Below are 24,780 nucleotides of genomic sequence, written 5' to 3' on the forward strand. Positions count from 1 at the left end.
CCTGAGTCGCCGTTGTCATTAATGTCGCAGGCTGGGTGCCTGCAGCTGCTGCCGAATTGACGCGGCCAGCTCATCCATTGAAGGTTGTTCGGGATGTTCAAAGGAGGTTTCTCCCGCCAGCTGAACTTCCGCCACGTAGGTATGCACCTGATCGCCTTCTTCATCTTCCATCACTACATGATACCAGGGCGCGGCGCGCAGCGTTTCGCTGGCAGCGACATCATCAACTTCTGGCTCATCAAGCGAAAACTCCGGATCGACATCCACGATAACGCCGAGCACGCCGGAGAGACGATGTCGGACCTGCTGTCCAATTCCAAATTTAGTCGTAATCATTGTGACCTCCCAAAAGACTGCCCTGTTACCAATATGGAGGCAGGGACAGCGTTTTCAAGTCACAGCACGCGGCAGGCAAAACCTTTCAGATAAAGCCCTTCAGGATAGCTGGCGATCACTGGATGGTCGGCTGCCTGACGGAACTGCTCAATAAATTGTACATCACGACCGGCATCAACGGCGGCATCCGCGATGATTTTCTGGAACAAATCGGTCGGCATCAGGCCAGAACAGGAGAAGGTCAGCAACACGCCGCCGGGATTCAACAGCTGAATAGCCAGCATGTTGATGTCTTTATAGCCGCGACACGCGCCCATCAACTGGTTCTTGTTCTCAACGAATTTCGGCGGATCCATGACGATCAGGTCGAACTTCTCGCCGCTGTCGCGATAACGACGCAGCAGCTTGAACACATCGTCACGCACGAACTGGGCGCGCGACACATCCAGACCATTAAGCTCAACATTCTGTTTCGCCACGTCGAGTGCGTCCTGCGAAGTATCAACGCTGATCACTTCACGGCAGCCGCCCATCAAGGCCGAAACCGCAAATCCGCCGGTGTAAGAGAAGCAGTTCAGCACGCGTGCATTCTCTGCGTAGCCACGCGTGGCAAAACGGCTGTCACGCTGATCAAGGTAATAACCGGTTTTATGGCCGCCCTGAATATCCACCAATAGCTTCATACCGTGTTCGGTAATCGGCAGCAGCGGTGGCGGCAGTTCACCCGAAACCGCGCCTTGCGCCAGCTCCAGTCCCTCTTTTTTACGCACCGCCACGTCTGAGCGATCGTAAATAGCGCAATCCGGGAAGCACTGCTGCAAAGCTGAAACGATGGCTGGACGTTGATACTCGGCACCCGCAGATAACAGCTGCAGCACCAGGAAGTTACCGAAGCGATCGATGGTAACGCCCGGCATGCCATCGGACTCACCGGCAATCAGGCGATAGCTGTCCAGCCCGTCACGTTTTGCCAGCCAGTCACGCCACAGCTGCGCTTGCTCAAAGCGGCGCACGAAGAAGGTGATGTCAATTGACTCATCCTGTTGCCAGCTCCAGACGCGTGCGCGAATTTGTGATTGCGGAGAGTACGCGGCGCGAGCCAGCCATTTGCCATTGCTGTCACAGACATCAATGGTTTCACCAGACTGGGCTTTACCTTCCATACGTGCAACGGCACCAGAAAACACCCACGGATGGCGGCGGAGCAGGGATTTTTCACGTCCCTTTGCGAGAATCAATCGAACGGTCATAGTTTGCTATGCTTACCTGAAAAAATGAGGCGCCATTTTCCGGCGGATGGCGGCAAATTGCAACGCAAGGTGATGGGAGAACGCAATGGCAACCACATGCTGCAAAATTTGGGTACATGGCATCGTGCAGGGCGTGGGGTTTCGCTACCACACGCAAGCGCAGGCCAGACAGTTGAATCTTAACGGTTATGCGCACAATCTGGCGGACGGCAGCGTTGAAGTGCTGGCGTCCGGTGAAGCGCAGCAGGTCGATGAATTGATCAGTTGGCTAAAAGCAGGTGGGCCGCGTAGCGCGCGCGTGGACAAAGTGCTGGTGGAGCCACATCAGCCCAGGGAAGTGCCTACCCGATTCACCACTGGCTGATTACAAACACTTGGCCGGTTTTGGCAATCCGGCAATTTTGGTCGCTTGCTTCGCTGGGCCTTCCGGAAACAGGCGGAACAGATAGCGGCTGTTGCCTTTCTCCTCCCCATACTTTTGCGCCATGGCTTTCACCAGCATGCGTACCGCCGGCGAGGTATTAAATTCCTGATAAAACGCGCGCACAAAGTGCACCACTTCCCAGTGCGCTTCACTCATCACGATCGCCTCTTGCTCCGCAATGGCGGCGGCCAGCGGTTCGCTCCAGTCCGCGCTATTTTTCAAATAGCCTTCCGCATCGGTGGCAATCTCTTTACCGGCAAAATTCACAGTCATTCCTCATTGCGTTAATGGACACATTGTAAATTCGCCCAGCCATAAAAAGCAAAAACCCCGCCGAAGCGGGGTTTGATAACGGTTACGGCATCTTAATCGCGGTTAGCGAAGCCCAGCAGGCTCAACAGGCTAACAAAGATGTTATACAGCGAGACATACAGACTCACGGTGGCGCGAATGTAGTTGGTTTCGCCGCCGTGAATGATGTTGCTGGTTTCCCACAGAATGGCACCGGCAGAGAACAGAATAAATAGGGCGCTAATCGCCAGATGCAGCGCAGGCAGTTGCAGGAAGATGTTGGCAACTACCGCTACCAGCAGCACCACAAAGCCCGCCATCATCATGCCGCTCAGGAATGACATGTCGCGGCGCGTGGTCAGTACATAGGCTGAGCAACCGAAAAATACCAGCGCCGTGCCGCCCAAGGCCATGGCGATCACATCACCCATGCCCGCAGTGAGGAACGAACTGAGGATTGGGCCAAGGCAGTAACCGAGAAAACCGGTAAAGGCGAAGGCGGCCAGAATACCTGCTGGGCTGTTAGCCAGTTTATGCGTCAGGAACATCAAACCATAAAAGCCCACCAGCATCAGAATCAGACCCGGCGAAGGCAATGCAAACACGGTGCTCAGTGTTGCGGTAACCGCCGAGAAGGCCAGCGTAAAGCCAAGTAACAAATAAGTATTGCGCAGCACCTTGTGGGTGCTGACTAACGACTGCTGCGACGAGCTAAAAATTCTTTCCATCACGCGCTCCTTAAAGAGAGAAACACCAAATATGGCACGAGGATACGCAGCGCCTGAAAGACAGAAAAGGCGTTTTACCCATCTTTACGCGATAAATTGCTGTTTCGCTGAGCAGAATGGCGAAATTGACGCCGAATAAATAGAATTTGGCTGTTTTTCAGCCGAACGATTCATTGCAGGCTTTACATCGTTATAGGGGATGTTTATAGTGCGCCTCATTGCGGAGGGGTGGCCGAGTGGCTTAAGGCAACGGTCTTGAAAACCGTCGATGGGAAACCATCCGAGAGTTCGAATCTCTCCTCCTCCGCCATCTCTCTTGCTGAGAGATGACGCAACAAAAAAATCCCCGGAGGGATGGCCGAGTGGCTTAAGGCAACGGTCTTGAAAACCGTCGATGGGAAACCATCCCAGAGTTCGAATCTCTGTTCCTCCGCCATATTAAAGAAGCCCGCAGAAATGCGGGCTTTTTGCTTTTCTACGTTCACAGATTCCGAAAAACATCGCGTTGCTTTTCAATCTGCTGCCCTTGCCCAACGCCAGGCGCGTTTACTGCTATATTCCATGCACGGTTTTTTGCAAACATCTGGCGATTTTCCGATGCAAGCTGAGTTACACTGTGCGGTAATTCGCTCTTTGGCGGGCTAATCGTTTGAAAGCCAGAGTGTTTCACTGATGAATTATGGAATAGGCACAATGATCAAGAAACTGAGTCTTTGCGCGTTGTCAGTCATCGCTGCGCTCCCGATGGGCATGTCCGCCTATGCTGCGGATGGAGATATGCAACTCCAGCAGGTGCTGATGTTAAGCCGTCATAACCTGCGTGCGCCGCTCGCCAATAACGGCAGCGTACTGGAACAATCCACCAGGAAGAGCTGGCCGCAGTGGGATGTCGCGGGCGGTGAGCTCACCACCAAAGGTGGCGTGCTGGAAGTCTACATGGGGAATTACACCCGTCAGTGGCTGGCACAGCAGGGCTTAGTCCAGAACGGAACTTGCCCGGACAGCAGCAACATCTTTGTCTACGCCAACAGCCTGCAGCGCACCGTGGCGACCGCGCAGTACTTTATCACTGGCGCCTTCCCAGGCTGTGATATCGCGGTAACGCATCAGGATGCGATGGGCACCATGGATCCTATCTTCAATCCGGTCGTCACCGACGGCAGCGAGGAATTCAACAAGAAAGCGTTGGCTGCGATGACCGCCGCCAATGAAAAGCTGGCACTGAAACCTGCCTTCCAGCATCTGGAAAAAATCGTTGATTACAAATCTGCCCCGGCCTGTAACGGCAAAAAGCAGTGTGATTTGAGCAGCGGCGATAACACCTTCAGCGCGGATAACGGTAAAGAGCCAAACGTAAGCGGTCCGCTGAAAATCGGCAACTCGCTGGTGGATGCGTTTACGCTGCAATATTACGAAGGTTTCCCGGCCGATCAGGTTGCCTGGGGCCAGATCAAAACGCCTGAGCAGTGGAAAGAGCTGGCGTCGATCAAAAACGGTTATCAGGATGCGCTGTTCGCCTCTCCTGAAGTGGCGCGCGAAGTGGCCGCACCGCTGGTGGATTACATCCGCAGCCAGTTAGTCGATCAGGACAAAGCCAACGCGCCAAAAGTGACGCTGATGGTCGGTCATGATTCCAACATTGCCTCCTTACTCAGCGCGCTGCAGGTTAAGCCTTATGAACTGCCGGGCAACGATGAGAAAACGCCAATTGGCGGTCAGGTGGTATTCGAACGCTGGCACGATGTGAAGAACAACAAAGATCTGCTGAAAATTGAGTATGTCTATCAAACGGCCGATCAGCTGCGCGATGCCGATGTGCTGAGCCTGAAAAATCCACCGAAGCGCGTCACGCTGCAACTGGCAGGCTGTGAAACGGATGCCAACGGCTACTGCAGCTGGGATCAATTCACCGGCGCGCTGAATGGCGCTCTGCAAGGTACGCCACTGCAGCCTGCTGCTGCACCAGCTCCGGCAGAACAGCCAGCACCAGCGGCGGCGGCACCGGCCGCAGATGATGCCAAGCAGAAAGCCGATCAGGCCGCTGCCGATAAAGCGGCTGCAGACAAAGCAGCAGCGGATAAGGCCGCAGCACAGAAGGCCGCAGATGCGAAAGCGGCTGAAGAGAAAGTGAAGGCGGATAAAGCTGCCGCGCAGAAAGCCGCTGACGAGAAAGCCAAAGCCGAGAAAGCCACTGCCCAGAAAGCAGCGGATGACAAAGCTAAGGCCGATGCGGCAGCTGCACAGAAAGCACAAGCCGATGCGACGCCAGCCAAGCCAGAAGAGCCGGCCAAGGCGGCGACCAGCAACTGAGTTTGCTGAAAAAACAAAACCCCGCCGAAGCGGGGTTTTTTTATGCCTGTGAACTTAACCGGCAACCACCACCAATTTTTGGTTGGCGAACTCTTTAATACCCAAATCCGACAGCTCTCGTCCGTAACCCGAACGTTTCACGCCACCAAACGGCAGCTCTGCTGAGGTATCGCTCTGCGAATTGATGAACACCATGCCCGTTTCAATCTGCGACGCCATCTTGCGTCCGCGCGCAATATCTTTGGTCCAGACCGAACCGCCAAGGCCGTAATTTGAATCATTCGCCAGCGCCACAGCGGCACGATCGTCCGCCACCACATACACCTGCGCCACCGGGCCAAAAAATTCCTGATAGTAAGCCGGATTATCTGGCGTCAGACCGGTAAGCACCGTTGGCTGGTAATAGCAGCCGACGCCATCAATGGCGCGTCCACCAAATTCCACGCGCGCGCCATTTTTCACTGCTTCATCAACCTGTTTCACTAAACGATCGCGCGCATCTTTAGAAGAGAGTGGACCGAGCGTGGTCTTCCCGTCGAGCGGATCGCCCGGCGTGGCCGATTGCAGAGCCGCGCTGAATTTGGCCATAAACGTATCGGCAATTTTCTCGTGCAGAATAAAGCGCTTGGCGGCGGTACAGACCTGGCCGCAGTTGCTGAGGCGAGCTTGCGCGCCCTGACGTACCGCTTCATCGATATCGGCATCGTCCAGCACCACAAACACATCGTTACCGCCCAGTTCCAGCGTCGATTTCTTCAGATGTTTACCGGCCTGTTCCGCCACGGCGCTACCGGCGCGTTCGGAACCGGTCAGCGCCACACCTTGCACACGTGGATCGGCGATCAGATCCGCAACCTGATCGGTAGAGATAAACAAGTTGGTCCACGCGCCTTTTGGCGCCCCGGCTTCTTCCACCAATTTCTCAAATACATCGGCGCAGTGCGGCACGATGTTGGCGTGTTTTGCCAGTACCGGATTGCCCAGCGCCAGGTTTGGCGCCAGCACGCGCATCAGCTGATAGTAAGGGAAGTTCCACGGTTCAACCGCGACAATCACGCCAATCGGATGATATTCAAGCCAGGCATCGCCCACATCGCTGGCGTAGGGTTGTGGCTGTAAAAAGGTCGCGGCATGTTCCGCGTAGTAGCGGGCGATCTGCGAACAGATTTTCACTTCACCGCGACTTTGCCCAATTAACTTGCCCATCTCTTTACTGGCGATGGTCGCCAGCTCTTCGACGCGTTGGTCGATCAGGTCGGCTAAACGGTGCAGCACCTGCAAACGCGGCTGAATATCGCCTTTACTCCACGCGGAATGATAAAGCGCATCTGCGGTTTTCAGCGCCTGTTGTGCATAGGCATCATCGTGCTCGTTCCACGCTTTTAGCAGTTGGTTATTGGCTGGATTGATACTTTGATAGGCAGACATACAAGGCTCCTTGGTGATGTAAAGGTAACAAAGGCGGGACAATGCCCGCCTGTCACTCAAACGTTTTTGCGCTCGACCGTTTTGTCGTCCCAGGTCAGAACATCCTGGTCGGTCTTTTTGAAGGCGCGAATCAGTACTTCATCGCTGCCTTGCTGGCTCCAGATCTGCTCGGCTAAACGTTCGTCGTAGTTGGCTACCTCAAAAATGGCTTCAGCGATTTCGCGTGAAGTGTGGCGCAGTGATGCCCATTCGCCCACGTGATGCTCTTTCGACTGTTCTGTTGTCATGAAGGTCTCCTGTTGTGGATTTTATCCCTGTAGCTTAACCGCCAGTCCGGCGACGTGTTGGCCCTGATAACGGGCAATATCCAGTTCTTCCGCCGAAGGTTGACGTGATCCATCTCCGCCCGCCAGCGTAGTCGCGCCGTAAGGCGTTCCGCCGCGTACGTGAGAAATGTCGAAAAGTTCTTTAGTGCCATAACCGATAGGAACGATCACCATGCCGTGGTGGGCGAGGGTGGTCCAGACGGAGGTGATGGTTTGTTCCTGGCCGCCGCCGGTGCCGGTGGAGGCAAAAACGCTGGCGATTTTGCCGTACAGCGCGCCCGAAGCCCACAGACCGCCAGTGCGATCCCAGAAGTTACGCATCTGGCCCGCCATGTTGCCGAAACGCGTGGGAGTGCCAACGATGATGGCATCGTACTGCGGCAAATCTTCCGGCTTCGCTTCAGGCGCAGCCTGATTCACTTTGCCGCCAACCTGAGCGAAACGCTCGGCATCCATGCTTTCCGGCACGCGTAATATCGTGACTTCCGCGCCACTCACGCTCTTTGCACCGTCGGCCACGGCTTGCGCCATGGTTTCAATATGTCCGTACATCGAATAATAGAGCACCAAAATCTTTGCCATAGTTTTCATCCTGCTGGGGTGATGAGTAATGAGAAGTATAGAAGAGCCTGCGCAGGCTGCTGTACAGAGGTTAAGCAGGTGCCAATAAGTGTCGGCTAACTGCTTGTAACACGGCGGTAAATTTGGTTTTTCGCAGTGAAATGAGTGGATTATCTGTTTCAAATTATGAATATCAGGCTCATTTCAGCGTTGCGTTGTCTATTCTTTAATCAGGCGTGCGGGATATCCGCCGCCGTGCTCTTCACGGCAGCATCGTGATCAGCCCCTAACCTGAACGCTCAATCCCTGGAGGAAATGATGGCCGAACATCGTGGAGGATCAGGCAATTTCGCAGAGGACCGTGAAAGGGCCGCAGAAGCGGGTCGCAAAGGCGGCAAAAACAGCGGGGGTAATTTCAGAAACGACCCACAGCGCGCTTCTGTAGCCGGAGAAAAAGGGGGACGCAGCCGCGGCAAGAAATAGCGCGACTGCCCGTTGATCCCCGGCCGCCGGGTTCGCCCGGCGGTAACAAGCATTGCAATTTCCCCGCTCTCTGAGCAAACTGACCGCCAACTGATTATTCTGGTGCGTTATGTCCGCTTCCTCTTCTCGTCTCAGCCTGCGTATTTCGCGTCAGGAGCTGGTGCTCATTTTTATTACCATGGTTTGGGGCGGCACCTTTTTGGTGGTACACCGCGCGATGGCGCATTCCGGTCCATTCTTCTTTGTCGGATTACGTTTTGCCACGGCATCGCTGCTGCTGGCCTTTTTCTTCCGTCGTTATCTCAAGCAGGTGACCTGGCTGGAAATTAAAGCTGGTGCGTTGATCGGGTTGTCGATTGCCGGCGGCTACGGTCTGCAAACCTGGGGCATGCAAACCATTTCCAGCAGCCAGTCGGCATTCATTACCGCGCTGTATGTGCCGGTGGTGCCGCTGCTGCAGTGGTTATTCCTGCGTCGTCCGCCGGGATTAATGGCGTGGCTGGGCATTTTGCTGGCGTTTACCGGTTTAGTGCTGGTGGCCGGTCCGCAGGATGGCAGTTTGACGCTGAACGCCGGTGAAATCGCTACCTTGCTGAGTACGCTGGCGATCGCGGCAGAGATCATCCTGATCAGCCGCTATGCCGGACAGGTTGATGTGCGCCGCGTCACGCTGATTCAGCTGATGGTGGCATCGGCCTGTGCCTTTGTTCTGATGATCCCGAATGGCGAATCGGTTCCTGCTCTGTCAACGCCGCTTCTGTTGAGCGCGTTGGGTTTGGGCGCAGCCAGTGCCTTAATTCAGGTGACGATGAACTGGGCGCAACGCAGCGTGTCGCCGACGCGTGCCACAGTGATTTACGCCGGTGAACCGGTGTGGGCGGGCGTAGTGGGACGTTTGGCGGGTGAGCGTTTACCTGCGGCGGCGCTGCTGGGCGCGGCATTGATTGTTTGTGGGGTGATCGTCAGCGAACTGCGTCTTCGTCGCAAGAAAGCGGTGCCCGATCAGGCACCGCTGGAACCTTAAGGATGTTGCCGTGCCGTCTGGTTCGCCAGTGCGGCGCCGCGACGTTGTAAAATGGCGTTCAGGATGATGGCACCAAAGGTGGCAGTGCCAATGCCGCCGATGGTGAAGCTGCCAATCTTCAGAGCAAAATCACCCGCGCCGAGCACCAGCGTGGTCGCTACCATGATCAAATTGCCATTCTGATTGAAATCCACGTGGTTCTGCACCCAGATGCGTGCGCCGGCCACCGCAATCAACCCAAACACCACAATCGATGCGCCACCAATCACCGGACCGGGAATGGTGTGAATCAGCGCGCCAAATTTCGGTGAGAAGCCGAGCACCAAAGCGATCGCTGCAGCGGCCACGAAGGCCAGCGTGGAATAGACTTTGGTTACCGCCATCACGCCAATATTTTCCGCGTAAGTGGTGACGCCGCTGCCGCCGATAGATCCCGACAGCATGGTTGCCAAACCATCGCCAACAAAGGCGCGCCCCATCCAGGGATCGAGGTTGCGTCCGGTCATGCCCGCTACGGCTTTGATGTGGCCAAGGTTTTCCGCCACCAGAATGATCGCCACCGGCGCGATCATCACGATGGCCTGCATATCAAAGATCGGAGCGGTGGTGTGCGGTAGGCCAAACCACGGCGCGTTGGCAAGGCCGCTGAAATCCACCGGTTTGCCAAAGCCCATCACGTTGGTCAGCAGCGCGTAGATCGCCCACGCGACAATCAGGCCGACCAGAATCAGCAGGCGCTGGATCATACCGCGTGTGAACACCGCCACCAGACCAATGCACAGCACCGTCATCACCGCCATCCAGCTGTCGAACATCGATCCGGAAACGCCGTGCACCGCAATCGGTGCCAGGTTCAGACCAATTGCCATCACCACCGCGCCCGTGACCACCGGCGGCATCAGACGCTCGATCCAACCGGTGCCGACTTTCATCACGATCAGGCCAATCACGGTATAGAGCGCGCCGCAGGCGATCACGCCGCCCAGCGCCAGCGCCAGATTGGGGTTGAGTCCCTGGCCGTTAAAGCCGGTTACCGCGATGATCACGCCGACAAACGCCGCGCTGGATCCGAGATAGCTGGGTACGCGTCCGCCGGTGATCAGGAAGAACAGCAGCGTACCGATGCCCGAAACCAGAATCGCCAGATTGGGGTCCAGTCCCATTAGCAACGGCATCAGCACCGTTGCGCCAAACATTGCCACAGCATGCTGCAGGCCAAGGACGACCGTCTGCGCAAACGGCAGCGTTTCGTCCGGCGCAATCAGCCCATCATCGGTCAAGGCTGACTTTTTCTGCCAGCGGGGGAACCAGGAACTCGCCATCGTCATCTCCAGGGTGTCAGTGAAAACCGTCCGCACAAGGCGGCGTTAGCGGGCGTCCTGCCGTAAAAGGTGATGATAGCCACGGTCAAACCATGCCAGACCGTGGGTTTCATCATTGCGTACCAGCGCATGCACTTCGCAAAACAGAATGTCGTGCGTGCCCACGCTGACCACTTGCGCCACTTTGCAATCAAACGACACCAGCGCGCCGTCTAACAGCGGTGAACCGCTGGCCAGCGTGTGCCAGTCAGCGGCGGCAAAGCGGTCTGCCATTGGCGTTTTGCCGCCAAACAGCGTCGAGAGTTCTTCATGCCCAGCGGCAAGTGTGTTGACGCACAGATAACCGTTGTCGCGGAAAATCGGCCACACCGACGCTGAGCGATTAAGACAAACCAACAGCGTCGGCGGCGAATCGGTGACGCTGCACACCGCCGAGGCGGTAAAACCGGCGCGTCCGGCGGGGCCGTCGGTGGTGATGATATTGACCGCTGCGCCTAAGCACGCCATCGCGTTGCGAAATGCATCGCGTTCTACAGCGGGTAAAACCGGCAGTTCATGCACGCTCATTGGCTGCTCCTGTGATTAGCTGGCCGCACGCTGAGCAGGCGCAGCCGTGTCGGCCAGCCAGCGCAGCAGCAGCGCATTAAAGTTGTCGGCATCGGTGACGCTCATCGCATGTCCACCCCAGGCCATCTCAATCAGGCTGCCGTTGGGCAGCGTCTGCGCCAGCTGCGGTGAGCAGCTCCACGGCACCAGCAGATCGTCCTGGCTGCAAATCGCTAATACCGGCTGGGTGATGCGCGCCACCTGTGGCCGGAAATCCGCGCTCTTTAGCGCATGCAAACGGCGCAGCAGGTTTTCCATGCCCTGGAAATGGGCGACATGGTGTGCATCTTCCGCGTTAATGCGATCCTGATTGCGCGCCAGCCATTCAGCGGGATAGAGGAACAGCGGCTGTGCACGCACAAAGGCTTCGACGCCGACGTTCATCAGCAGATCCTGACGTACCTGGAAGCAGCGTTGCGTGTGCGCATCCAGCGAAAGCCAGCCGTTGATCACCACCACGCGGCCCACGCGCTGCGGGAAGTCCAGCGCCAGCTGCAGGCCGATTAAGCCGCCCAGCGCATGGCCGATAATGTCGTAACGCTGGATGCCGTGTTGTTCCAGTGCCTCCGCCAGTTCTGCTGCCATCATCGCCATGCTGTAGCCGTCCGGCAGCGTATCTGCACTCCGGCCGGTGCCGCGCTGATCGTAGGTCACCACGCGATAATGCGGCGTCAGCGCCGCCAGCTGCGGCTGCCAGAAACCGGCGACGCCGCCCAAACCAGAGGCGAGCACCAGCGTCGGCGCATCTTCAGTGGTTAAACCCTGAATCTCCAGATGCATCACGCCTCCTGTTTCCCAATATGCGCAACGGTGGCAATTTCAATCAGCGCATCCGGTTTCACTAAGCCGCACTGGATGCAGAAGCGTGCCGGTTTATCGCCGGGGAAATATTCGGCATAGATTTGGTTAATCGCCGCGTAGTTGCTCCAGTCGGTGAGAAAAATCGAGTTGAAGGTCACGTCGTCCATGGTGCCGCCGGCGGTTTCGATCACCTTTTTGATGGTCTCCAGCACGTGACGCGTTTGCGCGGCGGCATCACCGACGTGCACCACGTTGTTATTGGCATCAAACGGCAAGGTGCCGGAGACGTACACAATGCCGTCAGCTAAGGTGCCGGGCACGAATGGCGCGATTGGCGTACCGCTGCCGGGCGGAATAATCACACTTTTAGGCATGGTGAAATCCTCTTGTTATTGATGTACAGGTGAATCGAGGCGTTAGCTTTTCAGCGTTTCGCAGAAAGTGTCGGTATCGCTGACCCAGCCAAAAAACGTTTCAATGTTGAAAATGGCCGCCTGCTGCGCAAACGCCGGACCCGCCTGATAGGTCGCGTCCTCCAGCACCACACCGAAATACTCCAGGAAGAAGCCGTCTCGCAGCGTCGATTCCACGCAGACGTTGGTAGCAATGCCGGTAAACACCAGATGGCGGATGCCACGGCTGCGCAGCATGCTATCGAGTGAGGTGTTGAAGAAGCCGCTGTAGCGCGGTTTCGGCAGCACGATATCGCCTTCCTGCGGCACCAGTTCATCGACCAGCGCATAATCCCAGCCGCCTTTCGACAGCAGCGTGCCCTGCAATTCCGGGCGCTTGCGCATGGTTTTCAGCGCGTTGGATTTGTGGAAGTTCGGGGATCCGGCATCACCGGCTTCGACGTATTGGTCGTCCCAACCGTTCTGGAACCAGATGATCTGCATCCCGGCGGCACGCGCGGCGGTGACCGCCTGATGGATTTTGGCAATCACCGGTTTGGTGGCGGAGACATCAAAGCCCGCCAGATCGAGATAGCCGCCTTGCGTGGCGTAGGCGTTTTGCATATCCACCACAATCAGCGCACTTTGCGCGGGCGGCAGCGCGATGGCTTCTGGGCGCGCCGGCAAGGTGACGTTCGGTAACGTTGAGGTGTGGGCGCAAACAACGGTACTCATCAGGCAACCTCCTGCTGGGATGCGATTAAATCGTGGCGACACTGCATTAAGGGCTGAATACGTTCACCGAAATCTTCGATGCCTTGCAGGAAGTCGTCAAAGGTGAGCAACACGCCTTGCGTACCATCGACTAAAGCAACCTCATCCAACATTCGTGCCACATTGGCGTAAGAACCCACCAGCGTGCCCATGTTGATGTTGACGGCGGAGGTCGGATCGGCCATCTGGCGCACGTTGGTGTCGCTACCGGATTTGGTGTCCTGCTGACTTTGTGTGGTGAGCCAGGCGAGCGCCTCTTCATCGGCACCGGCTTTGTAGTGCTCCCATTTGGCGCGTGCAGCTTCGTCGCTCTCGGCGGCAATGATCATAAACAGCACATAAGAACCGACGTCGCGGCCCGCTTTATCAGCAGCCTGCTTCATACGCGCGGCGGTTGGCGCGAAGGCGGTTGGCGTGTTGACGCCTTTGCCAAAGCAGAAGTTGTAATCGGCATGCTGCGCCGAGAACGCCATGCCCGCATCGCTCTGGCCGGCGCAGATCACTTTCATCGGTTTCTGCGGCTGCGGGCTGACGCGGCAATCGTTCATGGTAAAGAACTCGCCTTTGAAGTCGCTTTGGCCGGTGCCCCACAGATCGCGCAGCACGGTGACGTATTCGGTCAGGTATTCGTAACGACTGGAGAAGTAGGCATCGCCCGGCCATAAGCCCATCTGCTCGTACTCGGGTTTCTGCCAGCCGGTAACGAGGTTGACGCCGAAGCGGCCATTGGAGATGGAGTCAATAGTGGACGCCATACGCGCCACAATCGCGGGCGGTAAGGTGAGCGTGGCGGCGGTGGCGTAAATCTCAATGCGTGAGGTCACCGCCGCGAGTCCCGCCATCAGCGTGAAGGATTCGAGGTTGTGATCCCAAAACTCGGTTTTACCGCCAAAGCCGCGCAGCTTGATCATCGAAAGGGCAAAGTCGAAATGATAATGCTCTGCTTTCAGCACGATCTCTTTGTTCAGTTCAAAAGTCGGTTTGTATTGCGGTGCATGGGTGGAGATCAGCCAGCCGTTATTACCAATCGGGATAAAGACGCCAATTTTCATGTGAAACCTCTCTGTATTAGACGGGGACTGCTTCACGCGCTGCGCTGCTTCCAGCACGCATCCTGCGGGCGGCGCTCCATCACAAAATTGCAAAGGCTGTGCCACATTTTCAAAAGACTTAAATAACAATGTGTTAAAAGTAGCGATGTTTGTAAACTGGAGTGATTGGTCCAATTTAGACCGTTTGGTCAAAACGTTTTGCACGTTTTTCATGCGCGACATGGTCAAAAAAGGTGCAGGCGGGCGATTAGGCAGGAAAGAAGGCCTTTGTTATGATGCGTTCACGCAGGACGGAAGAGGTAACAGTGTGAAAAGCGATGAAAAAAAACCGGGACGCCGTTCGCGTGCGGTCGCCGCAAAGCGGGCAGCCATTCTGGAAGCGGCATTAGCCTTCTTCTCGCAATACGGCATTCACGGTACCAGCCTGGATAAAGTGGCGGAGCGCGCCGATGTCTCGAAAACCAATCTGCTGTATTACTATCCATCGAAAGAAGTGCTGTATGTGGCGGTTTTAAAAGAGATTCTTGATGTGTGGCTGGCGCCGTTGCGTGCGCTGCAGCACGATCACGATCCGCTGACGGCCATTCGTCAATACATTCGCCTCAAACTGGAAGTCTCGCGCGATCATCCACAAGCTTCGCGGTTGTTCTGCCTTGAGATGTTGCAAGGCGCGCCGCTGCTCAAAGGTGAACTGGCCGGTGATTTAAAAGCGCTGGTGGATGAGAAGGCAGCGATTATCGAGCAGTGGATCGCCGAAGGGCGGCTGGCGGGCGTGCAGCCACAGCACCTGTTTTTCCTGCTGTGGGCGACCACGCAGCACTATGCGGATTTCGCCTCGCAGGTGGAAGCGATTACCGGTCAGACGTTGAACGATGCGGCGTTCTTTGAACAGACGCTGGAAAATGTGCAACGCATGATTATTGAAGGGATCCGCGTGCGTTGATCCCGCTGGTTCAAGGAGAGTGCATGGATTCGTTATCACAACTGACGTTAGGCGCGGCGGTCACCGTTGCGGTGATGGGCAAACGCGTTCCGCTGTGGCAAGCCGCGCTGGTGGGCGGGGTGGCGGGCACTTTGCCGGATCTCGACGTGTTTATCGATCACGGCGATGCCATCCGCAATATGACGCTGCATCGTACCGAGAGTCATGCGCTGATATTCCTCACCTTATTTGCACCGCTGCTCGGCTGGCTGGTGGCCGGTGCGACACGCAGTCGCGCGTACTGGCGCGGCTGGACGCTGGCGATGTGGCTGGCGCTGATAACGCATCCGCTGCTGGATCTCACCACTGTTTACGGCACGCAGTTGGGCCTGCCGCTCACCGATTTCCCCTATGCCATTGGCAGCATGTACATCATCGATCCGCTGTATACCTTGCCGTTGCTGATTGCGCTGCTGGTTGCACTGTGGCGACGCGATGCGGTGGGGTTGCGCTGGAATCAGGCGGGATTACTGGTGAGTACGCTCTATCTCGGCTGGAGCATGGTGGCACAGAGCATTGCGACGCAGCACATTGAGCAAGCGCTGACGCAGCAATCGGTGCAGCCGGAGCAACTGTTGGTGACGCCGACCGCGTTTAATACGCTGGTGTGGCGCACGGTGATCATGACGCCGGATCGCTATGGCGAAGCCTATTGGTCGCTGCTGTCACCGGAGCGTCCGCTGCAAATCAGCTGGCACGGTCGTCAGCCCGCACTGTTTGCGCCGTTCAAAGGGCAATGGCATGCCGAGCGTGTGGCGTGGTTTAGTCATGGTTTTTACGCGATGAAGCAGCAGGGCGATCGTACGTTGATCAGCGATTTGCGCATGGGGGAAGAGCCGGATTACACCTTTACTTTTAATCTGGGATCGCCGCAGTCGCCGGAAGTGGCTCCTCAGCGTGAACCTTCGATGCGACCCTCGCTGTCGCAAGCATGGCACAAACTCCGCGAACGACTTTGATTCCGTGGGGCGTTATAAATGGCGACTCTAACTTCGTAGGGTCGCCATTTATGGTGACCTTGTTGCATTCTTTTTAGGATTGCTATCCGTGCGGGCTCTGTCACATCTGCTGCGTCACGGGCCGTCCTCGCGCCGCTAGCGCGGTGCCTTCGGCTTTAACATTGTGCCGACGGACCGTTCGCGGATCGGCCGTCCTGGCCGGCCCCGAACTGCCTCACGCATCCATGCGCGAGGCTCCTGGCCCAACGTAAAAGCCTCAGCGCTGCGGATAGCCCTTTTGCCGCAGCAGAGGCGCCAGCGCCTCTGGCAAATGTGCCACCGGCCAGCGCACGCGCCTTTGCCTTTAACGTTTTATGCTTTACGACGACGTAACAACCAGCCCATTGTCAAGATCACAAACCATAGCGGCGTCACCATCAGCGCCTGACGGGTATCTTCCTGCAGCGTCAGCAGCACTAGCACAAAGGCGAAGAACGCCATGCACGCCCAGCACATAAACTTACCCAGCGGCATTTTGAACGTCGATTCGGCATGACGCTGTGGATGCTGCTTACGGTACGCCAGATAGCTGCACAGGATGATGGTCCAGACGAACATAAACAGAATCGCCGACACCGTAGTAACCATGGTGAACACCGTCATCACATCCGGAATCAGGTAGATCAGCGCCACGCCCGCCAGCAGACACAGGCAGGAGAAGAACAGGCCGGTGGTTGGTACCGCACGCGCGGAGAGGCGACCAAAGGCTTTATGCGCCACGCCTTGTTCCGCCAGACCGTACAACATGCGGCTAGTGGAGAAGATGCCGCTATTGGCGGAAGAGGCGGCGGAGGTCAGTACCACGAAGTTGACGATGCTGGCAGCAGCAGGCAAGCCAATCAATACAAACATCTCAACGAACGGGCTGCGATTCGGCAGCACCTGATTCCACGGCGTTACCGCCATGATCACCATCAGCGCCAGCACGTAAAACATAATGATACGCAGCGGAATGGCGTTGATCGCGCGTGGCAGAACTTTGTGCGGATCTTTGGTTTCTGCTGCCGCAGTGCCAACCAGCTCAATACCGACAAAGGCGAAAACCGCAATCTGGAAGCCGGCAAAGAAGCCGCTCAGTCCTTTCGGGAACATGCCGCCGTGATCCCAGATATTGCTCAGGGAAGCGGTGCCACCGTTCGGCGACGGATAATGCATGCTCACCAGCACAATGCCGGTAATAATCAGTGCCACAATGGCGACGATTTTGATAATCGCGAACCAGAATTCCATCTCACCAAACAGCTTCACCGTGGCGATGTTCAACGCCAGGAAGACAAAGACGCACAGTAGGGCGCTCATCCAGATGGAGAAGTCCGGGAACCACAACTGAAAATAGGCGCTGATGGCGACCACGTCGGCAATGCCGGTCACCACCCAACAGAACCAGTATGTCCAGCCGGTAAAATAGCCCGCCCACGGACCAAGTAAATCAGCGGCGAAATCGCTGAAGGATTTGTATTCGAGGTTGGATAACAGCAGTTCGCCCATGGCGCGCATGACGAAGAACAGCATAAAGCCAATGATCATATAGACGAAAATGATCGACGGCCCGGCGAGGCTGATGGTTTTACCCGAGCCCATAAACAGCCCGGTGCCGATGGCGCCACCGATGGCAATTAGCTGAATGTGGCGATTATGCAGGCTACGCTGGAGCTTATCCGGCTGTTCGGCCTCAACGAGCGCCTCTTTTGATTGATCAACCATAAATTATTCTTTCCTGTCGGGATGTTGTGTCAGCTCTAATGGCTGTTTTGCCCGTCATACTTCGAGCCGCAGATGCGTTGGCTACGCGTGTTCACCCCAGTCACTTACTAAAGTAAGCTCCTGAGGATTCACACACTTGCCGCCTTCCTGCGGCTCGAATTATTTAGGGCAATCGTTATGAGCCGTTGTATAGGCAAGTGGCATAAGATAGTGGAAAGCTAAGCAGTTTCGGTAATGGTTTTTCCCCCTTTGTGACCTTTTACGCGCTTTGCTGTGTCAGTAATTATTTACAGAGTTTAAAGCGCAGTCATTTTGCGTAAATCTTCAACAATTAAGCGATTTACGTCACTTTCCATCCGCATGACTTCTACACTTGTTAGTTCATTTCATCAGGAAAAGTGAGGCATTGTGCGCGCTCTGTTCGCCGTCGCGTTGCTGGCTGTTTGCGGCTGGCTCAGTTTGCCGTGGTTAAAAAGCCATCTGCCGCCTCAGTGGAATCCCTTCACGCCACTCAACGTTACCGATCCGCCCGGTTGGATGACGCGCTACAAGCTGAAAAAGCTAAGTGGCGATCCGGCCGCCTGCATGGCGGTGATGCGGCAAGCCAGCGAACAGCAGCTGGTGCAGTTTCGCGCCGTGCCGCCGATGCAGGGTGATTGTCCAATCGAACAGCCGTTACGCATCAGCGGCTACGGCGATGTTTCTCTTAGCAGCAGTTTTCTCGCCAGCTGTCCAATGGCGGTGACCAGCACCATGTTCGTGACTAACAGCGATAGCGCGTTACGCCAGGCCGGTTTTGACAGCCCGCTGAAACGCATTGCTCATGTTGGCAGCTACGCTTGTCGCAATATCTATCATCGCCAGGAAGGGCGTTTGAGTGAGCACGCCAGCGCTGATGCCTGGGATATCACTGGATTTCAGCTGGCGAACGGGCGTTGGTTACAGGTAGGGAAAAACTGGCAACAGCCGGAGGATGCGGCGGCAGGACTGCATGCGCTGTGGCGTAACGGCTGCGCCACGTTCGGTAATGCGCTGGGCCCTGATTACAACGCTGCGCATGCCAGCCATTTTCATCTCGGCATGCGCGGTACAGGTTACTGTCGTTAGCTATACTGCAGGATTAAGCCCACGCTTTATCAGGAAATGATTAGCCGGCCAGGAGAAAATAAAGCCAATCATTATTGCCAGCTGCAGCATAAACCAGAATGCCACCAGCAGCGGATTGACTTGCTCGTGCAGCACAAACTTTAGGGCCAGCGCCATAAAGATAAAAATACCTAATTGATAAATCAGCAGGGGGAAAATCTCGGTTTTCAACGCCAATAATAATGCGCCGCCAAATGAATGTTTTTCACGTTGACGAATCGCCAGGAATTGAAATAGTAATCCGATGAACAATGAAACGATAATGCAAATAAGCGCCTGTATCCCCATCATTGGATAAAAGGCAAATTGTTTTAGTAATGTGACTATCGGGATTGTCATTATATCGCCGAATATACAGGCCGCTGCGGATAATGAAGTAGAAATAAATATGGTTTGCCAACTGGCATTACTGCGTATTTCTTGAGGAACCAGCAGCGCAAGTTTTTGCTGTTGTGATGGCTTACGGCCTAAGTACCACCAGGCTATCCAGCCAATAAAAGGCATATACAAGCCAGTAACAGGCCAAATGATATTCATCACCGCGACAGGATGCGGATGGCGTAACAGGTCTTTTAGAATCATCAGGGCAGTACAGCCGCCCAGAACAAGGAAAGGTAATGCCAACTGGTTCAACATAGTCGGTTCCGCTAAGTTTCCCACCTACCTACGACAATGCGCCTGAGTCGTTCGGCAGCACTGATCCCATTACCTCTTTGCCTTCATTTCTCATGCAGCGAGTATTAAGCGTAGCCGTGAATCAGCATGAGAGTAATCACATTATTACCAAAAGCATTATCTTAACCGCAGAAACAAATGGGATTAAGATCGAGTCAAAACTAATTCAACGCAGAAATGCCGTTGATAGCAAAAGAATGTGCTTTTTCACACGTTAATTTTAGTTATTGACGATGCTAAAAATTTATCAATCTAACGTCCATTTTCAATCAAACGGGTGATTGAAACTACTTCAGAAAAATCCTATTCTAATCTGCTGAGGAATTAAAGTTGTGAACCTGTTAACAAATAGCGAGAACTTACACATTTCCCTTACGTTAACGTATTGACATTAGGAGAGTTATGCTCATTGCTGACAAATATGCTCTCTTTTCAATCAATATTTTTTGTCTGGCTAATTTATTTTTTTTGCGTTAACAAGAATCAATTTCAGAATGTAAAAGCGTGAAACAGCGCTAAGGCAATAATGACGACCGATAATTATTTCGCCTGGCGAGGCGAAATGGAAAATGAATTTCTGTCGCTAACACAAGTAGCGCATTTGAAATCGCTATTGCAGCAGCAGATTGAAAAGCTGGGTTTTGATTACTTCGCTTTTTTGGTTCAGCATCCGGTGCCTTTTACCCGGCCGCGCCTGTTTTTGTTTAGTACGTACCCGGAAAGCTGGGTAAAACGCTACGAAAATGAGAACTATTATACGGTCGATCCGGTGCTGCTACTCTGTCAGCGGCCGGGACGCGGTGTGGAATGGACGCGCGATTTATTTACTGGTGCGGGTAATTTATGGGCGGAAGCTAACGCCGCAGGATTAATGAGCGGCTTTTCCTGCTCAGCAATGGCACCCAATCGTACCATTGGTATATTATCTATTGCATCGACGCTTCACAGTAAGACCCAACACTTACGTGTACAGCTAGAGGTGAAACTGCATCTTCTGGCGGAACTGAGTTTGCGCGTGCTGAAGCGTCTGAATGATGATTCTATGGTCGTTTTATCTAACGATTTTAGTCAGCGCGAATTAGAAATTCTAAAATGGACGGCGGAAGGAAAAACGTCTGCGGAAATTTCACTTATTTTAGCCATATCTGAACATACGGTGAATTTTCACCAAAAGAATATGCAAAAGCGTTTTAATGTTTCCAATAAAACGCAGATTGCCTGTTATGCCGCAGCGGTTGGCCTGATATAGCGAAAACGCAACTACTAATTTTAGTAGTTCCTTCTCCAGTGTCAGTTGTCTACCCTGCGCGCAATGTTGCCAGGCTGGCTCAAAGAAATCATTGCATACATGGGGATGTCAGAGGCGCATGATGAAAGTAATTCAAACACAGCTTAAGGATATGCCGTCCTCACTGTTGGCAGAACTGGGAACGTATCGCTACAGCGTGTTTGCGCGCGGCGAAGGGTGGTCTATTCCACCACGATTAAGTACGCCAGGACAAGAGTACGACCGGTTTGATCGTTCAGATGTTACCTGGCTGATTGCCTGGAACGCACGTCAGGGTATTTGCGGTTGCGCACGTCTGTTGCCATGGCATGAACCTGAAGTGCCTGAGGGTTTTGTTCTGCCTTTCGATCAGGAAAAGGTTTGGGAAATGTCGCGCTTCTCGGCGCGCCTTGAAGTCGATGCAGAGCTGCCGCTGAGTATTTTGTGGCACTCTGTGCAATTAGCAGAACTGAGCGGCATGGAGTTTTTGATCAGTTCGGCGACGCCGATGCTTGAGAAGATGTTTGAACAGCATCAGGTGGTCTATGAGCCGCTTTCACCGGGCTTAATCCAATCTGAAGACAATCTGTTTGCTATTCGCATTCCGGTTGATCAACCTGCGCTGGCGGAGAAGTATCGTGGAACGCGACGCTTTAGCCCGGAAGAGGTGCTGCCATCGCTGGGTGTTTCAGTGAACTGGCAATCGCACAGCTAAATACCCCGCGCATCGCGCGCGGGGCATATCGCTTACTGACGGTAAGCGGTTTTGATTTGACGAATCGTATTATTAAACACTTCCGCCTGCGGCTTATCGCCTAACGAAGCTTGCACATAACGCTCCATGTTGATGATCACCTTACCGGCATCGGCCTGTCCCATTCCTTTCAGAATCAGCGTCACCATCATTTTCAGACAGGCGACTTCGTCTGCCAGCGCCTGCGTGTCTCGTGAAGTTGCGAAATCTTCATCACTCATAATTGACTCCTTGGTGGTATTACTCGATGTAGACACATTCTTCCTGTGCGTAAAAAGAGAGTATATCATAGGGTTGTCACACGAATTTTAATGTAGGCGAAGCGGTAAAAGCCAAACCGCTATTTAATTGCCCATTGCGCTATTCGTCAGCAATCATAATTAGCGTTGAGCTGATATTTATCCGGCAAACTGAGTGTGGCAATAAAATCGAGCTATAAATTATAACTTAATGATATTAGGTGTAATTTTACTTATCCATTTTTGCGTGCTTTCGCCCGGTGCTATAAAAGCAAGATCTAAAGAATGTTATTGATTTGCATCATTTCATTTGAGATTTATCTGTGGCGATAGATGTTTTTTCCACCTGAAAACCGGTAAGATAGCCGCTCTGAAATATATTTCCCTTTCTTAACCTGCGGAGTACGTCCCGTTGATCAGCCTGCTTCTTGTTGATGACCATGAACTGGTCCGCGCCGGTATTCGCCGCATTCTGGAAGATATGAAAGGACTCGTCTTTGCCGGTGAAGCGGCCTGCGGTGAAGACGCCGTAAAATGGTGCCGCAGTAATCCGGTTGACGTAGTGCTGATGGACATGAACATGCCGGGTATTGGCGGCCTGGAAGCGACACGCAAAATTGTGCGCTTTAACCCGGATATCCGCATCATCATGCTCACCATTCATACCGAAAATCCACTGCCGGCGAAGGTGATGCAGGCGGGCGCAGCGGGTTATCTCAGTAAAGGCGCCGCGCCGCAGGAAGTGGTGAGTGCGATTCGCTCGGTGCATTCAGGGCAACGCTATATCGCTTCGGATATTGCCCAGCAAATGGCACTTAGCCAGATCGAACCGCAAAAAGCCGAATCACCCTTCAGCTGTTTGTCGGAAAGGGAATTGCAGATTATGCTGATGATCACACGCGGGCAGAAAGTGACGGAAATTTCCGAACAACTCAGTCTCAGCCCGAAAACCGTTAACAGTTACCGCTATCGCATGTTCAGTAAGCTGAATATCAGTGGCGACGTCGAGTTAACGCATTTGGCCATTCGACATGGCCTGTTCAATGCGGAGCCATTAATCAGTAGTGAGTGACGTTTTCGATTCCAAAGCCTTTCTCAGCACCGTGACCAGCCAACCCGGCGTCTACCGTATGTACGATGCGACCGGCACGGTGATCTATGTTGGTAAAGCCAAAGACCTCAAAAAGCGCCTGACCAGCTACTTCCGTACGCAGGTGGGCAGTCGCAAAACTGAAGTGCTGGTCAGCAACATCCAGAACATCGACGTCACCGTGACGCACACCGAAACGGAAGCGCTGCTGCTAGAGCATAACTACATCAAGCTCTACCAGCCGCGCTATAACGTGCTGCTGCGCGATGACAAATCCTATCCTTACATTTTCCTCAGTGGCGATAGCCATCCGCGTCTGGCGATGCACCGTGGCGCGAAGCACGCCAAAGGCGAATACTTTGGCCCGTTTCCGAACGGCTATGCGGTGCGTGAAACCCTCGCGCTGCTGCAGAAGGTGTTCCCGATTCGCCAGTGTGAAAACAGCGTGTATCGCAACCGTTCACGTCCGTGTTTGCAGTATCAAATTGGTCGCTGCCTTGGACCCTGCGTTTCGGGTTTGGTTAGCGAAGAGGAGTATGCGCAGCAAACCGATTACGTACGTCTGTTCCTCGCGGGCAAAGATGATCAGGTGATCAATCAGCTGGTCAAGCGCATGGAAAAGGCCAGTGAGGAACTGCGTTTTGAAGAAGCAGGGATCTTACGCGATCAGATTCAGGCGGTAAGGCGCGTTACCGAGCGGCAGTTCGTCTCCAACCAAGGAGAAGACCTGGATGTGATGGGCGTGGCCTTTGATGCCGGCATGGCTTGTTTGCACGTGCTGTTTATTCGTCAGGGCAAAGTGCTCGGCAGCCGCAGCTACTTCCCGAAAGTGCCCGCCGATACCGAACTGACTGAAGTGGTGCAAACCTTTGTCGGCCAGTTCTATCTGCAAGGCAGTGAAGCGCGCACTTTACCGGCGGAAATCCTGCTGGACTTTAATCTGCCAGAACGTGAGCTGCTGGCCGAATCGCTTAGCGTGCTGGCGGGGCGCAAGGTGAATATTCAAAGTAAGCCGCGTGGCGACCGCGCGCGCTACCTGAAACTGGCGCGCACCAACGCGGCAACTGCGCTGGTCACCAAGCTGTCGCAGCACTCGACCATTCAACAGCGTCTGGCAGCGCTGGCGACGTTCCTCGAGCTCGACACCATTCATCGCATGGAGTGCTTCGACATCAGCCATACCATGGGCGAGCAGACCATTGCGTCGTGCGTGGTGTTCAACCGTGATGGCCCGCTGCGTTCCGATTATCGACGCTACAACATTGAAGGTATCACGCCGGGCGATGATTATGCGGCGATGAATCAGGTGCTGCGCCGTCGTTATGGCAAAGCGCTGGAAGAGGACAAAATCCCCGACGTGATTATTATCGACGGCGGTAAAGGCCAGTTAGCGCAGGCGAAACAGGTGTTCGCCGAGCTGAATGTGCCGTGGGATAAAGATCGTCCGATTTTACTCGGCGTGGCGAAGGGCAGCGATCGTAAAGCCGGGCTGGAAACGCTGTTCTTTGAAGCGGAAGGCGAGGGCGTTTCTTTGCCGCCGGACTCGCCTGCACTGCATGTGATCCAGCATATTCGTGATGACTCTCACAATCATGCGATTTCAGGTCACCGAAAAAAACGCGCCAAAGTGAAGAACACCAGCGCACTGGAAAGCATTGAAGGCGTGGGACCCAAACGGCGCCAACAGCTGCTCAAGTATATGGGCGGCCTGCAACCGTTGATGAACGCCAGCGTCGATGAGATCGCCAAGGTGCCGGGAATTTCTACCGCGCTGGCGGAAAAAATCTACTACTCACTGAAACACTAACGTTGAAAGA

At 54.6% G+C, this 24,780-nt stretch carries 27 protein-coding genes and 2 tRNA genes; 13 read left to right on the top strand and 16 right to left on the bottom strand.

The genetic code is table 11. From position 1 onward, the window contains the following. Nucleotides 1–18: 18 nt before the first annotated feature. Together hspQ and rlmI are read right to left on the bottom strand one after the other, a co-directional pair. Nucleotides 19–336 carry a heat shock protein HspQ gene (hspQ, locus tag NQH49_RS07135; protein ID WP_008101422.1) on the bottom strand — a complete coding sequence of 106 codons (318 nt, stop codon included), beginning with the start codon at nucleotides 334–336 and terminating at the stop codon, nucleotides 19–21. Between the two features lie 59 nt (nucleotides 337–395). Continuing rightward, entirely contained in the window at nucleotides 396–1,586 is a 1,191-nt protein-coding gene (gene rlmI / locus NQH49_RS07140) for a 23S rRNA (cytosine(1962)-C(5))-methyltransferase RlmI (protein ID WP_256696128.1), read from the bottom strand. 85 nt (nucleotides 1,587–1,671) lie between these two features. On the opposite strand from rlmI, the gene yccX reads away from it, so the two are divergent. Next, complete coding sequence (yccX, locus tag NQH49_RS07145; RefSeq protein WP_256696129.1) at nucleotides 1,672–1,950, top strand: acylphosphatase; 279 nt, start codon at nucleotides 1,672–1,674, stop codon at nucleotides 1,948–1,950. Here the strand turns inward: yccX and tusE are convergent, their stop codons facing one another. Both tusE and yccA read right to left on the bottom strand, forming a co-directional pair. Further along, on the bottom strand, nucleotides 1,951–2,277 hold the full coding sequence (tusE, locus tag NQH49_RS07150; protein ID WP_061717573.1) for a sulfurtransferase TusE: 327 nt from the start codon (nucleotides 2,275–2,277) through the stop codon (nucleotides 1,951–1,953). Between the two features lie 98 nt (nucleotides 2,278–2,375). Beyond that, nucleotides 2,376–3,029 carry an FtsH protease modulator YccA gene (yccA, locus tag NQH49_RS07155; protein WP_007887332.1) on the bottom strand — a complete coding sequence of 218 codons (654 nt, stop codon included), beginning with the start codon at nucleotides 3,027–3,029 and terminating at the stop codon, nucleotides 2,376–2,378. Between the two features lie 222 nt (nucleotides 3,030–3,251). Here yccA and NQH49_RS07160 point away from each other — a divergent pair. The 3 genes from NQH49_RS07160 (at nucleotide 3,252) to agp (ending at nucleotide 5,339) form a co-directional block, all read left to right on the top strand. Then, nucleotides 3,252–3,339 (top strand) — tRNA-Ser (locus NQH49_RS07160). Nucleotides 3,340–3,377: 38 nt separating this feature from the next. Beyond that, a tRNA-Ser gene (locus NQH49_RS07165) sits at nucleotides 3,378–3,465 on the top strand. A gap of 257 nt (nucleotides 3,466–3,722) precedes the next feature. Continuing rightward, nucleotides 3,723–5,339, top strand: coding sequence for a bifunctional glucose-1-phosphatase/inositol phosphatase (gene agp / locus NQH49_RS07170; protein WP_256696130.1), 1,617 nt, complete (start codon nucleotides 3,723–3,725; stop codon nucleotides 5,337–5,339). Nucleotides 5,340–5,393: 54 nt separating this feature from the next. On the opposite strand, the gene NQH49_RS07175 is transcribed toward agp, so the two are convergent. Genes NQH49_RS07175 through wrbA form a run of 3 tightly spaced genes read right to left on the bottom strand, consistent with a single transcriptional unit; the run spans nucleotide 5,394 to nucleotide 7,675 of the window. Next, on the bottom strand, nucleotides 5,394–6,767 hold the full coding sequence (locus NQH49_RS07175) for an NAD-dependent succinate-semialdehyde dehydrogenase (protein WP_256696131.1): 1,374 nt from the start codon (nucleotides 6,765–6,767) through the stop codon (nucleotides 5,394–5,396). Between the two features lie 56 nt (nucleotides 6,768–6,823). Then, nucleotides 6,824–7,054: a YccJ family protein gene (locus tag NQH49_RS07180; RefSeq protein WP_007887329.1), complete on the bottom strand. Its 231-nt coding sequence runs from the start codon at nucleotides 7,052–7,054 to the stop codon at nucleotides 6,824–6,826. 21 nt (nucleotides 7,055–7,075) lie between these two features. After that, nucleotides 7,076–7,675 carry an NAD(P)H:quinone oxidoreductase gene (gene wrbA / locus NQH49_RS07185; RefSeq protein WP_256696132.1) on the bottom strand — a complete coding sequence of 200 codons (600 nt, stop codon included), beginning with the start codon at nucleotides 7,673–7,675 and terminating at the stop codon, nucleotides 7,076–7,078. Between the two features lie 297 nt (nucleotides 7,676–7,972). On the opposite strand from wrbA, the gene NQH49_RS07190 reads away from it, so the two are divergent. Both NQH49_RS07190 and NQH49_RS07195 read left to right on the top strand, forming a co-directional pair. Further along, nucleotides 7,973–8,137 (top strand): con-10 family general stress protein, encoded by a 165-nt coding sequence (locus NQH49_RS07190; RefSeq protein ID WP_061717065.1) that lies wholly within the window; start codon nucleotides 7,973–7,975, stop codon nucleotides 8,135–8,137. Between the two features lie 109 nt (nucleotides 8,138–8,246). Continuing rightward, complete coding sequence (locus NQH49_RS07195; protein WP_256696133.1) at nucleotides 8,247–9,161, top strand: DMT family transporter; 915 nt, start codon at nucleotides 8,247–8,249, stop codon at nucleotides 9,159–9,161. Here the strand turns inward: NQH49_RS07195 and rutG are convergent. From rutG to rutA, 6 genes are read right to left on the bottom strand one after another with little or no spacing between them, the layout of a single operon-like run. Continuing rightward, nucleotides 9,158–10,483: a pyrimidine utilization transport protein G gene (gene rutG / locus NQH49_RS07200; RefSeq protein ID WP_256696134.1), complete on the bottom strand. Its 1,326-nt coding sequence runs from the start codon at nucleotides 10,481–10,483 to the stop codon at nucleotides 9,158–9,160. The two genes, NQH49_RS07195 and rutG, sit on opposite strands and share 4 nt — an antisense overlap. A gap of 45 nt (nucleotides 10,484–10,528) precedes the next feature. After that, nucleotides 10,529–11,050 carry an NADH-dependent FMN reductase RutF gene (rutF, locus tag NQH49_RS07205; RefSeq protein WP_256696135.1) on the bottom strand — a complete coding sequence of 174 codons (522 nt, stop codon included), beginning with the start codon at nucleotides 11,048–11,050 and terminating at the stop codon, nucleotides 10,529–10,531. Between the two features lie 15 nt (nucleotides 11,051–11,065). Then, nucleotides 11,066–11,869 (bottom strand): pyrimidine utilization protein D, encoded by an 804-nt coding sequence (gene rutD / locus NQH49_RS07210; protein WP_256696136.1) that lies wholly within the window; start codon nucleotides 11,867–11,869, stop codon nucleotides 11,066–11,068. Continuing rightward, nucleotides 11,869–12,264, bottom strand: coding sequence for a pyrimidine utilization protein C (gene rutC, locus NQH49_RS07215; RefSeq protein ID WP_008109435.1), 396 nt, complete (start codon nucleotides 12,262–12,264; stop codon nucleotides 11,869–11,871). The genes rutD and rutC overlap by 1 nt, the downstream gene beginning before the upstream one ends. Before the next feature lie 42 nt (nucleotides 12,265–12,306). After that, a complete protein-coding gene (gene rutB, locus NQH49_RS07220; RefSeq protein WP_179451326.1) occupies nucleotides 12,307–13,017 on the bottom strand; it encodes a pyrimidine utilization protein B in 711 nt (236 codons plus the stop codon). Further along, nucleotides 13,017–14,108 (bottom strand): pyrimidine utilization protein A, encoded by a 1,092-nt coding sequence (rutA, locus tag NQH49_RS07225; protein ID WP_008109441.1) that lies wholly within the window; start codon nucleotides 14,106–14,108, stop codon nucleotides 13,017–13,019. The genes rutB and rutA overlap by 1 nt, the downstream gene beginning before the upstream one ends. Before the next feature lie 307 nt (nucleotides 14,109–14,415). On the opposite strand from rutA, the gene rutR reads away from it, so the two are divergent. Beyond that, nucleotides 14,416–15,051, top strand: a complete 636-nt coding sequence (gene rutR, locus NQH49_RS07230; protein ID WP_036649823.1) for an HTH-type transcriptional regulator RutR — start codon at nucleotides 14,416–14,418, stop codon at nucleotides 15,049–15,051. A 23-nt stretch (nucleotides 15,052–15,074) separates the two neighbouring features. Then, nucleotides 15,075–16,049 carry a metal-dependent hydrolase gene (locus tag NQH49_RS07235; RefSeq protein WP_256696137.1) on the top strand — a complete coding sequence of 325 codons (975 nt, stop codon included), beginning with the start codon at nucleotides 15,075–15,077 and terminating at the stop codon, nucleotides 16,047–16,049. Between the two features lie 351 nt (nucleotides 16,050–16,400). On the opposite strand, the gene cycA is transcribed toward NQH49_RS07235, so the two are convergent. Beyond that, nucleotides 16,401–17,792, bottom strand: coding sequence for a D-serine/D-alanine/glycine transporter (gene cycA / locus NQH49_RS07240; protein ID WP_256696138.1), 1,392 nt, complete (start codon nucleotides 17,790–17,792; stop codon nucleotides 16,401–16,403). A 408-nt stretch (nucleotides 17,793–18,200) separates the two neighbouring features. Between cycA and NQH49_RS07245 the strand changes: the two genes are divergently transcribed. Next, complete coding sequence (locus tag NQH49_RS07245; protein WP_256696139.1) at nucleotides 18,201–18,899, top strand: extensin-like domain-containing protein; 699 nt, start codon at nucleotides 18,201–18,203, stop codon at nucleotides 18,897–18,899. Here NQH49_RS07245 and NQH49_RS07250 read toward each other — a convergent pair whose 3' ends face one another. Next, complete coding sequence (locus NQH49_RS07250) at nucleotides 18,900–19,574, bottom strand: DUF4396 domain-containing protein (protein ID WP_256696140.1); 675 nt, start codon at nucleotides 19,572–19,574, stop codon at nucleotides 18,900–18,902. A 565-nt stretch (nucleotides 19,575–20,139) separates the two neighbouring features. Between NQH49_RS07250 and sdiA the strand changes: the two genes are divergently transcribed. Both sdiA and NQH49_RS07260 read left to right on the top strand, forming a co-directional pair. Then, entirely contained in the window at nucleotides 20,140–20,862 is a 723-nt protein-coding gene (sdiA, locus tag NQH49_RS07255) for an autoinducer binding domain-containing protein (RefSeq protein ID WP_256696141.1), read from the top strand. Nucleotides 20,863–20,983: 121 nt separating this feature from the next. Then, a complete protein-coding gene (locus tag NQH49_RS07260; RefSeq protein ID WP_256698392.1) occupies nucleotides 20,984–21,595 on the top strand; it encodes an acyl-homoserine-lactone synthase in 612 nt (203 codons plus the stop codon). A 32-nt stretch (nucleotides 21,596–21,627) separates the two neighbouring features. Here NQH49_RS07260 and NQH49_RS07265 read toward each other — a convergent pair whose 3' ends face one another. Further along, a complete protein-coding gene (locus NQH49_RS07265) occupies nucleotides 21,628–21,855 on the bottom strand; it encodes a DUF2594 family protein (RefSeq protein WP_007887303.1) in 228 nt (75 codons plus the stop codon). Between the two features lie 430 nt (nucleotides 21,856–22,285). On the opposite strand from NQH49_RS07265, the gene uvrY reads away from it, so the two are divergent. Beyond that, complete coding sequence (uvrY, locus tag NQH49_RS07270) at nucleotides 22,286–22,945, top strand: UvrY/SirA/GacA family response regulator transcription factor (protein WP_256696142.1); 660 nt, start codon at nucleotides 22,286–22,288, stop codon at nucleotides 22,943–22,945. Next, nucleotides 22,938–24,770 carry an excinuclease ABC subunit UvrC gene (gene uvrC, locus NQH49_RS07275; protein ID WP_256696143.1) on the top strand — a complete coding sequence of 611 codons (1,833 nt, stop codon included), beginning with the start codon at nucleotides 22,938–22,940 and terminating at the stop codon, nucleotides 24,768–24,770. The genes uvrY and uvrC overlap by 8 nt, the downstream gene beginning before the upstream one ends. The last annotated feature ends 10 nt before the right edge of the window (nucleotides 24,771–24,780 follow it).

The sequence above is a fragment of the Pantoea trifolii genome (genome assembly GCF_024506435.1).
Classification (GTDB): domain Bacteria; phylum Pseudomonadota; class Gammaproteobacteria; order Enterobacterales; family Enterobacteriaceae; genus Pantoea; species Pantoea trifolii.

Excerpts from the sequence above, each read along its gene's own strand:
- hspQ (WP_008101422.1), bottom strand. The coding sequence starts at position 336 with ATGATTACGACTAAATTTGGAATTGGACAGCAGGTCCGACATCGTCTC.
- rlmI (WP_256696128.1), bottom strand. The coding sequence starts at position 1,586 with ATGACCGTTCGATTGATTCTCGCAAAGGGACGTGAAAAATCCCTGCTC.
- yccX (WP_256696129.1), top strand. The coding sequence starts at position 1,672 with ATGGCAACCACATGCTGCAAAATTTGGGTACATGGCATCGTGCAGGGC.
- yccA (WP_007887332.1), bottom strand. The coding sequence starts at position 3,029 with ATGGAAAGAATTTTTAGCTCGTCGCAGCAGTCGTTAGTCAGCACCCAC.
- agp (WP_256696130.1), top strand. The coding sequence starts at position 3,723 with ATGATCAAGAAACTGAGTCTTTGCGCGTTGTCAGTCATCGCTGCGCTC.
- NQH49_RS07175 (WP_256696131.1), bottom strand. The coding sequence starts at position 6,767 with ATGTCTGCCTATCAAAGTATCAATCCAGCCAATAACCAACTGCTAAAA.
- NQH49_RS07180 (WP_007887329.1), bottom strand. The coding sequence starts at position 7,054 with ATGACAACAGAACAGTCGAAAGAGCATCACGTGGGCGAATGGGCATCA.
- wrbA (WP_256696132.1), bottom strand. The coding sequence starts at position 7,675 with ATGGCAAAGATTTTGGTGCTCTATTATTCGATGTACGGACATATTGAA.
- NQH49_RS07190 (WP_061717065.1), top strand. The coding sequence starts at position 7,973 with ATGGCCGAACATCGTGGAGGATCAGGCAATTTCGCAGAGGACCGTGAA.
- NQH49_RS07195 (WP_256696133.1), top strand. The coding sequence starts at position 8,247 with ATGTCCGCTTCCTCTTCTCGTCTCAGCCTGCGTATTTCGCGTCAGGAG.
- rutG (WP_256696134.1), bottom strand. The coding sequence starts at position 10,483 with ATGGCGAGTTCCTGGTTCCCCCGCTGGCAGAAAAAGTCAGCCTTGACC.
- rutF (WP_256696135.1), bottom strand. The coding sequence starts at position 11,050 with ATGAGCGTGCATGAACTGCCGGTTTTACCCGCTGTAGAACGCGATGCA.
- rutD (WP_256696136.1), bottom strand. The coding sequence starts at position 11,869 with ATGCATCTGGAGATTCAGGGTTTAACCACTGAAGATGCGCCGACGCTG.
- rutC (WP_008109435.1), bottom strand. The coding sequence starts at position 12,264 with ATGCCTAAAAGTGTGATTATTCCGCCCGGCAGCGGTACGCCAATCGCG.
- rutB (WP_179451326.1), bottom strand. The coding sequence starts at position 13,017 with ATGAGTACCGTTGTTTGCGCCCACACCTCAACGTTACCGAACGTCACC.
- rutA (WP_008109441.1), bottom strand. The coding sequence starts at position 14,108 with ATGAAAATTGGCGTCTTTATCCCGATTGGTAATAACGGCTGGCTGATC.
- NQH49_RS07235 (WP_256696137.1), top strand. The coding sequence starts at position 15,075 with ATGGATTCGTTATCACAACTGACGTTAGGCGCGGCGGTCACCGTTGCG.
- cycA (WP_256696138.1), bottom strand. The coding sequence starts at position 17,792 with ATGGTTGATCAATCAAAAGAGGCGCTCGTTGAGGCCGAACAGCCGGAT.
- NQH49_RS07250 (WP_256696140.1), bottom strand. The coding sequence starts at position 19,574 with ATGTTGAACCAGTTGGCATTACCTTTCCTTGTTCTGGGCGGCTGTACT.
- sdiA (WP_256696141.1), top strand. The coding sequence starts at position 20,140 with ATGACGACCGATAATTATTTCGCCTGGCGAGGCGAAATGGAAAATGAA.
- NQH49_RS07260 (WP_256698392.1), top strand. The coding sequence starts at position 20,984 with ATGAAAGTAATTCAAACACAGCTTAAGGATATGCCGTCCTCACTGTTG.
- NQH49_RS07265 (WP_007887303.1), bottom strand. The coding sequence starts at position 21,855 with ATGAGTGATGAAGATTTCGCAACTTCACGAGACACGCAGGCGCTGGCA.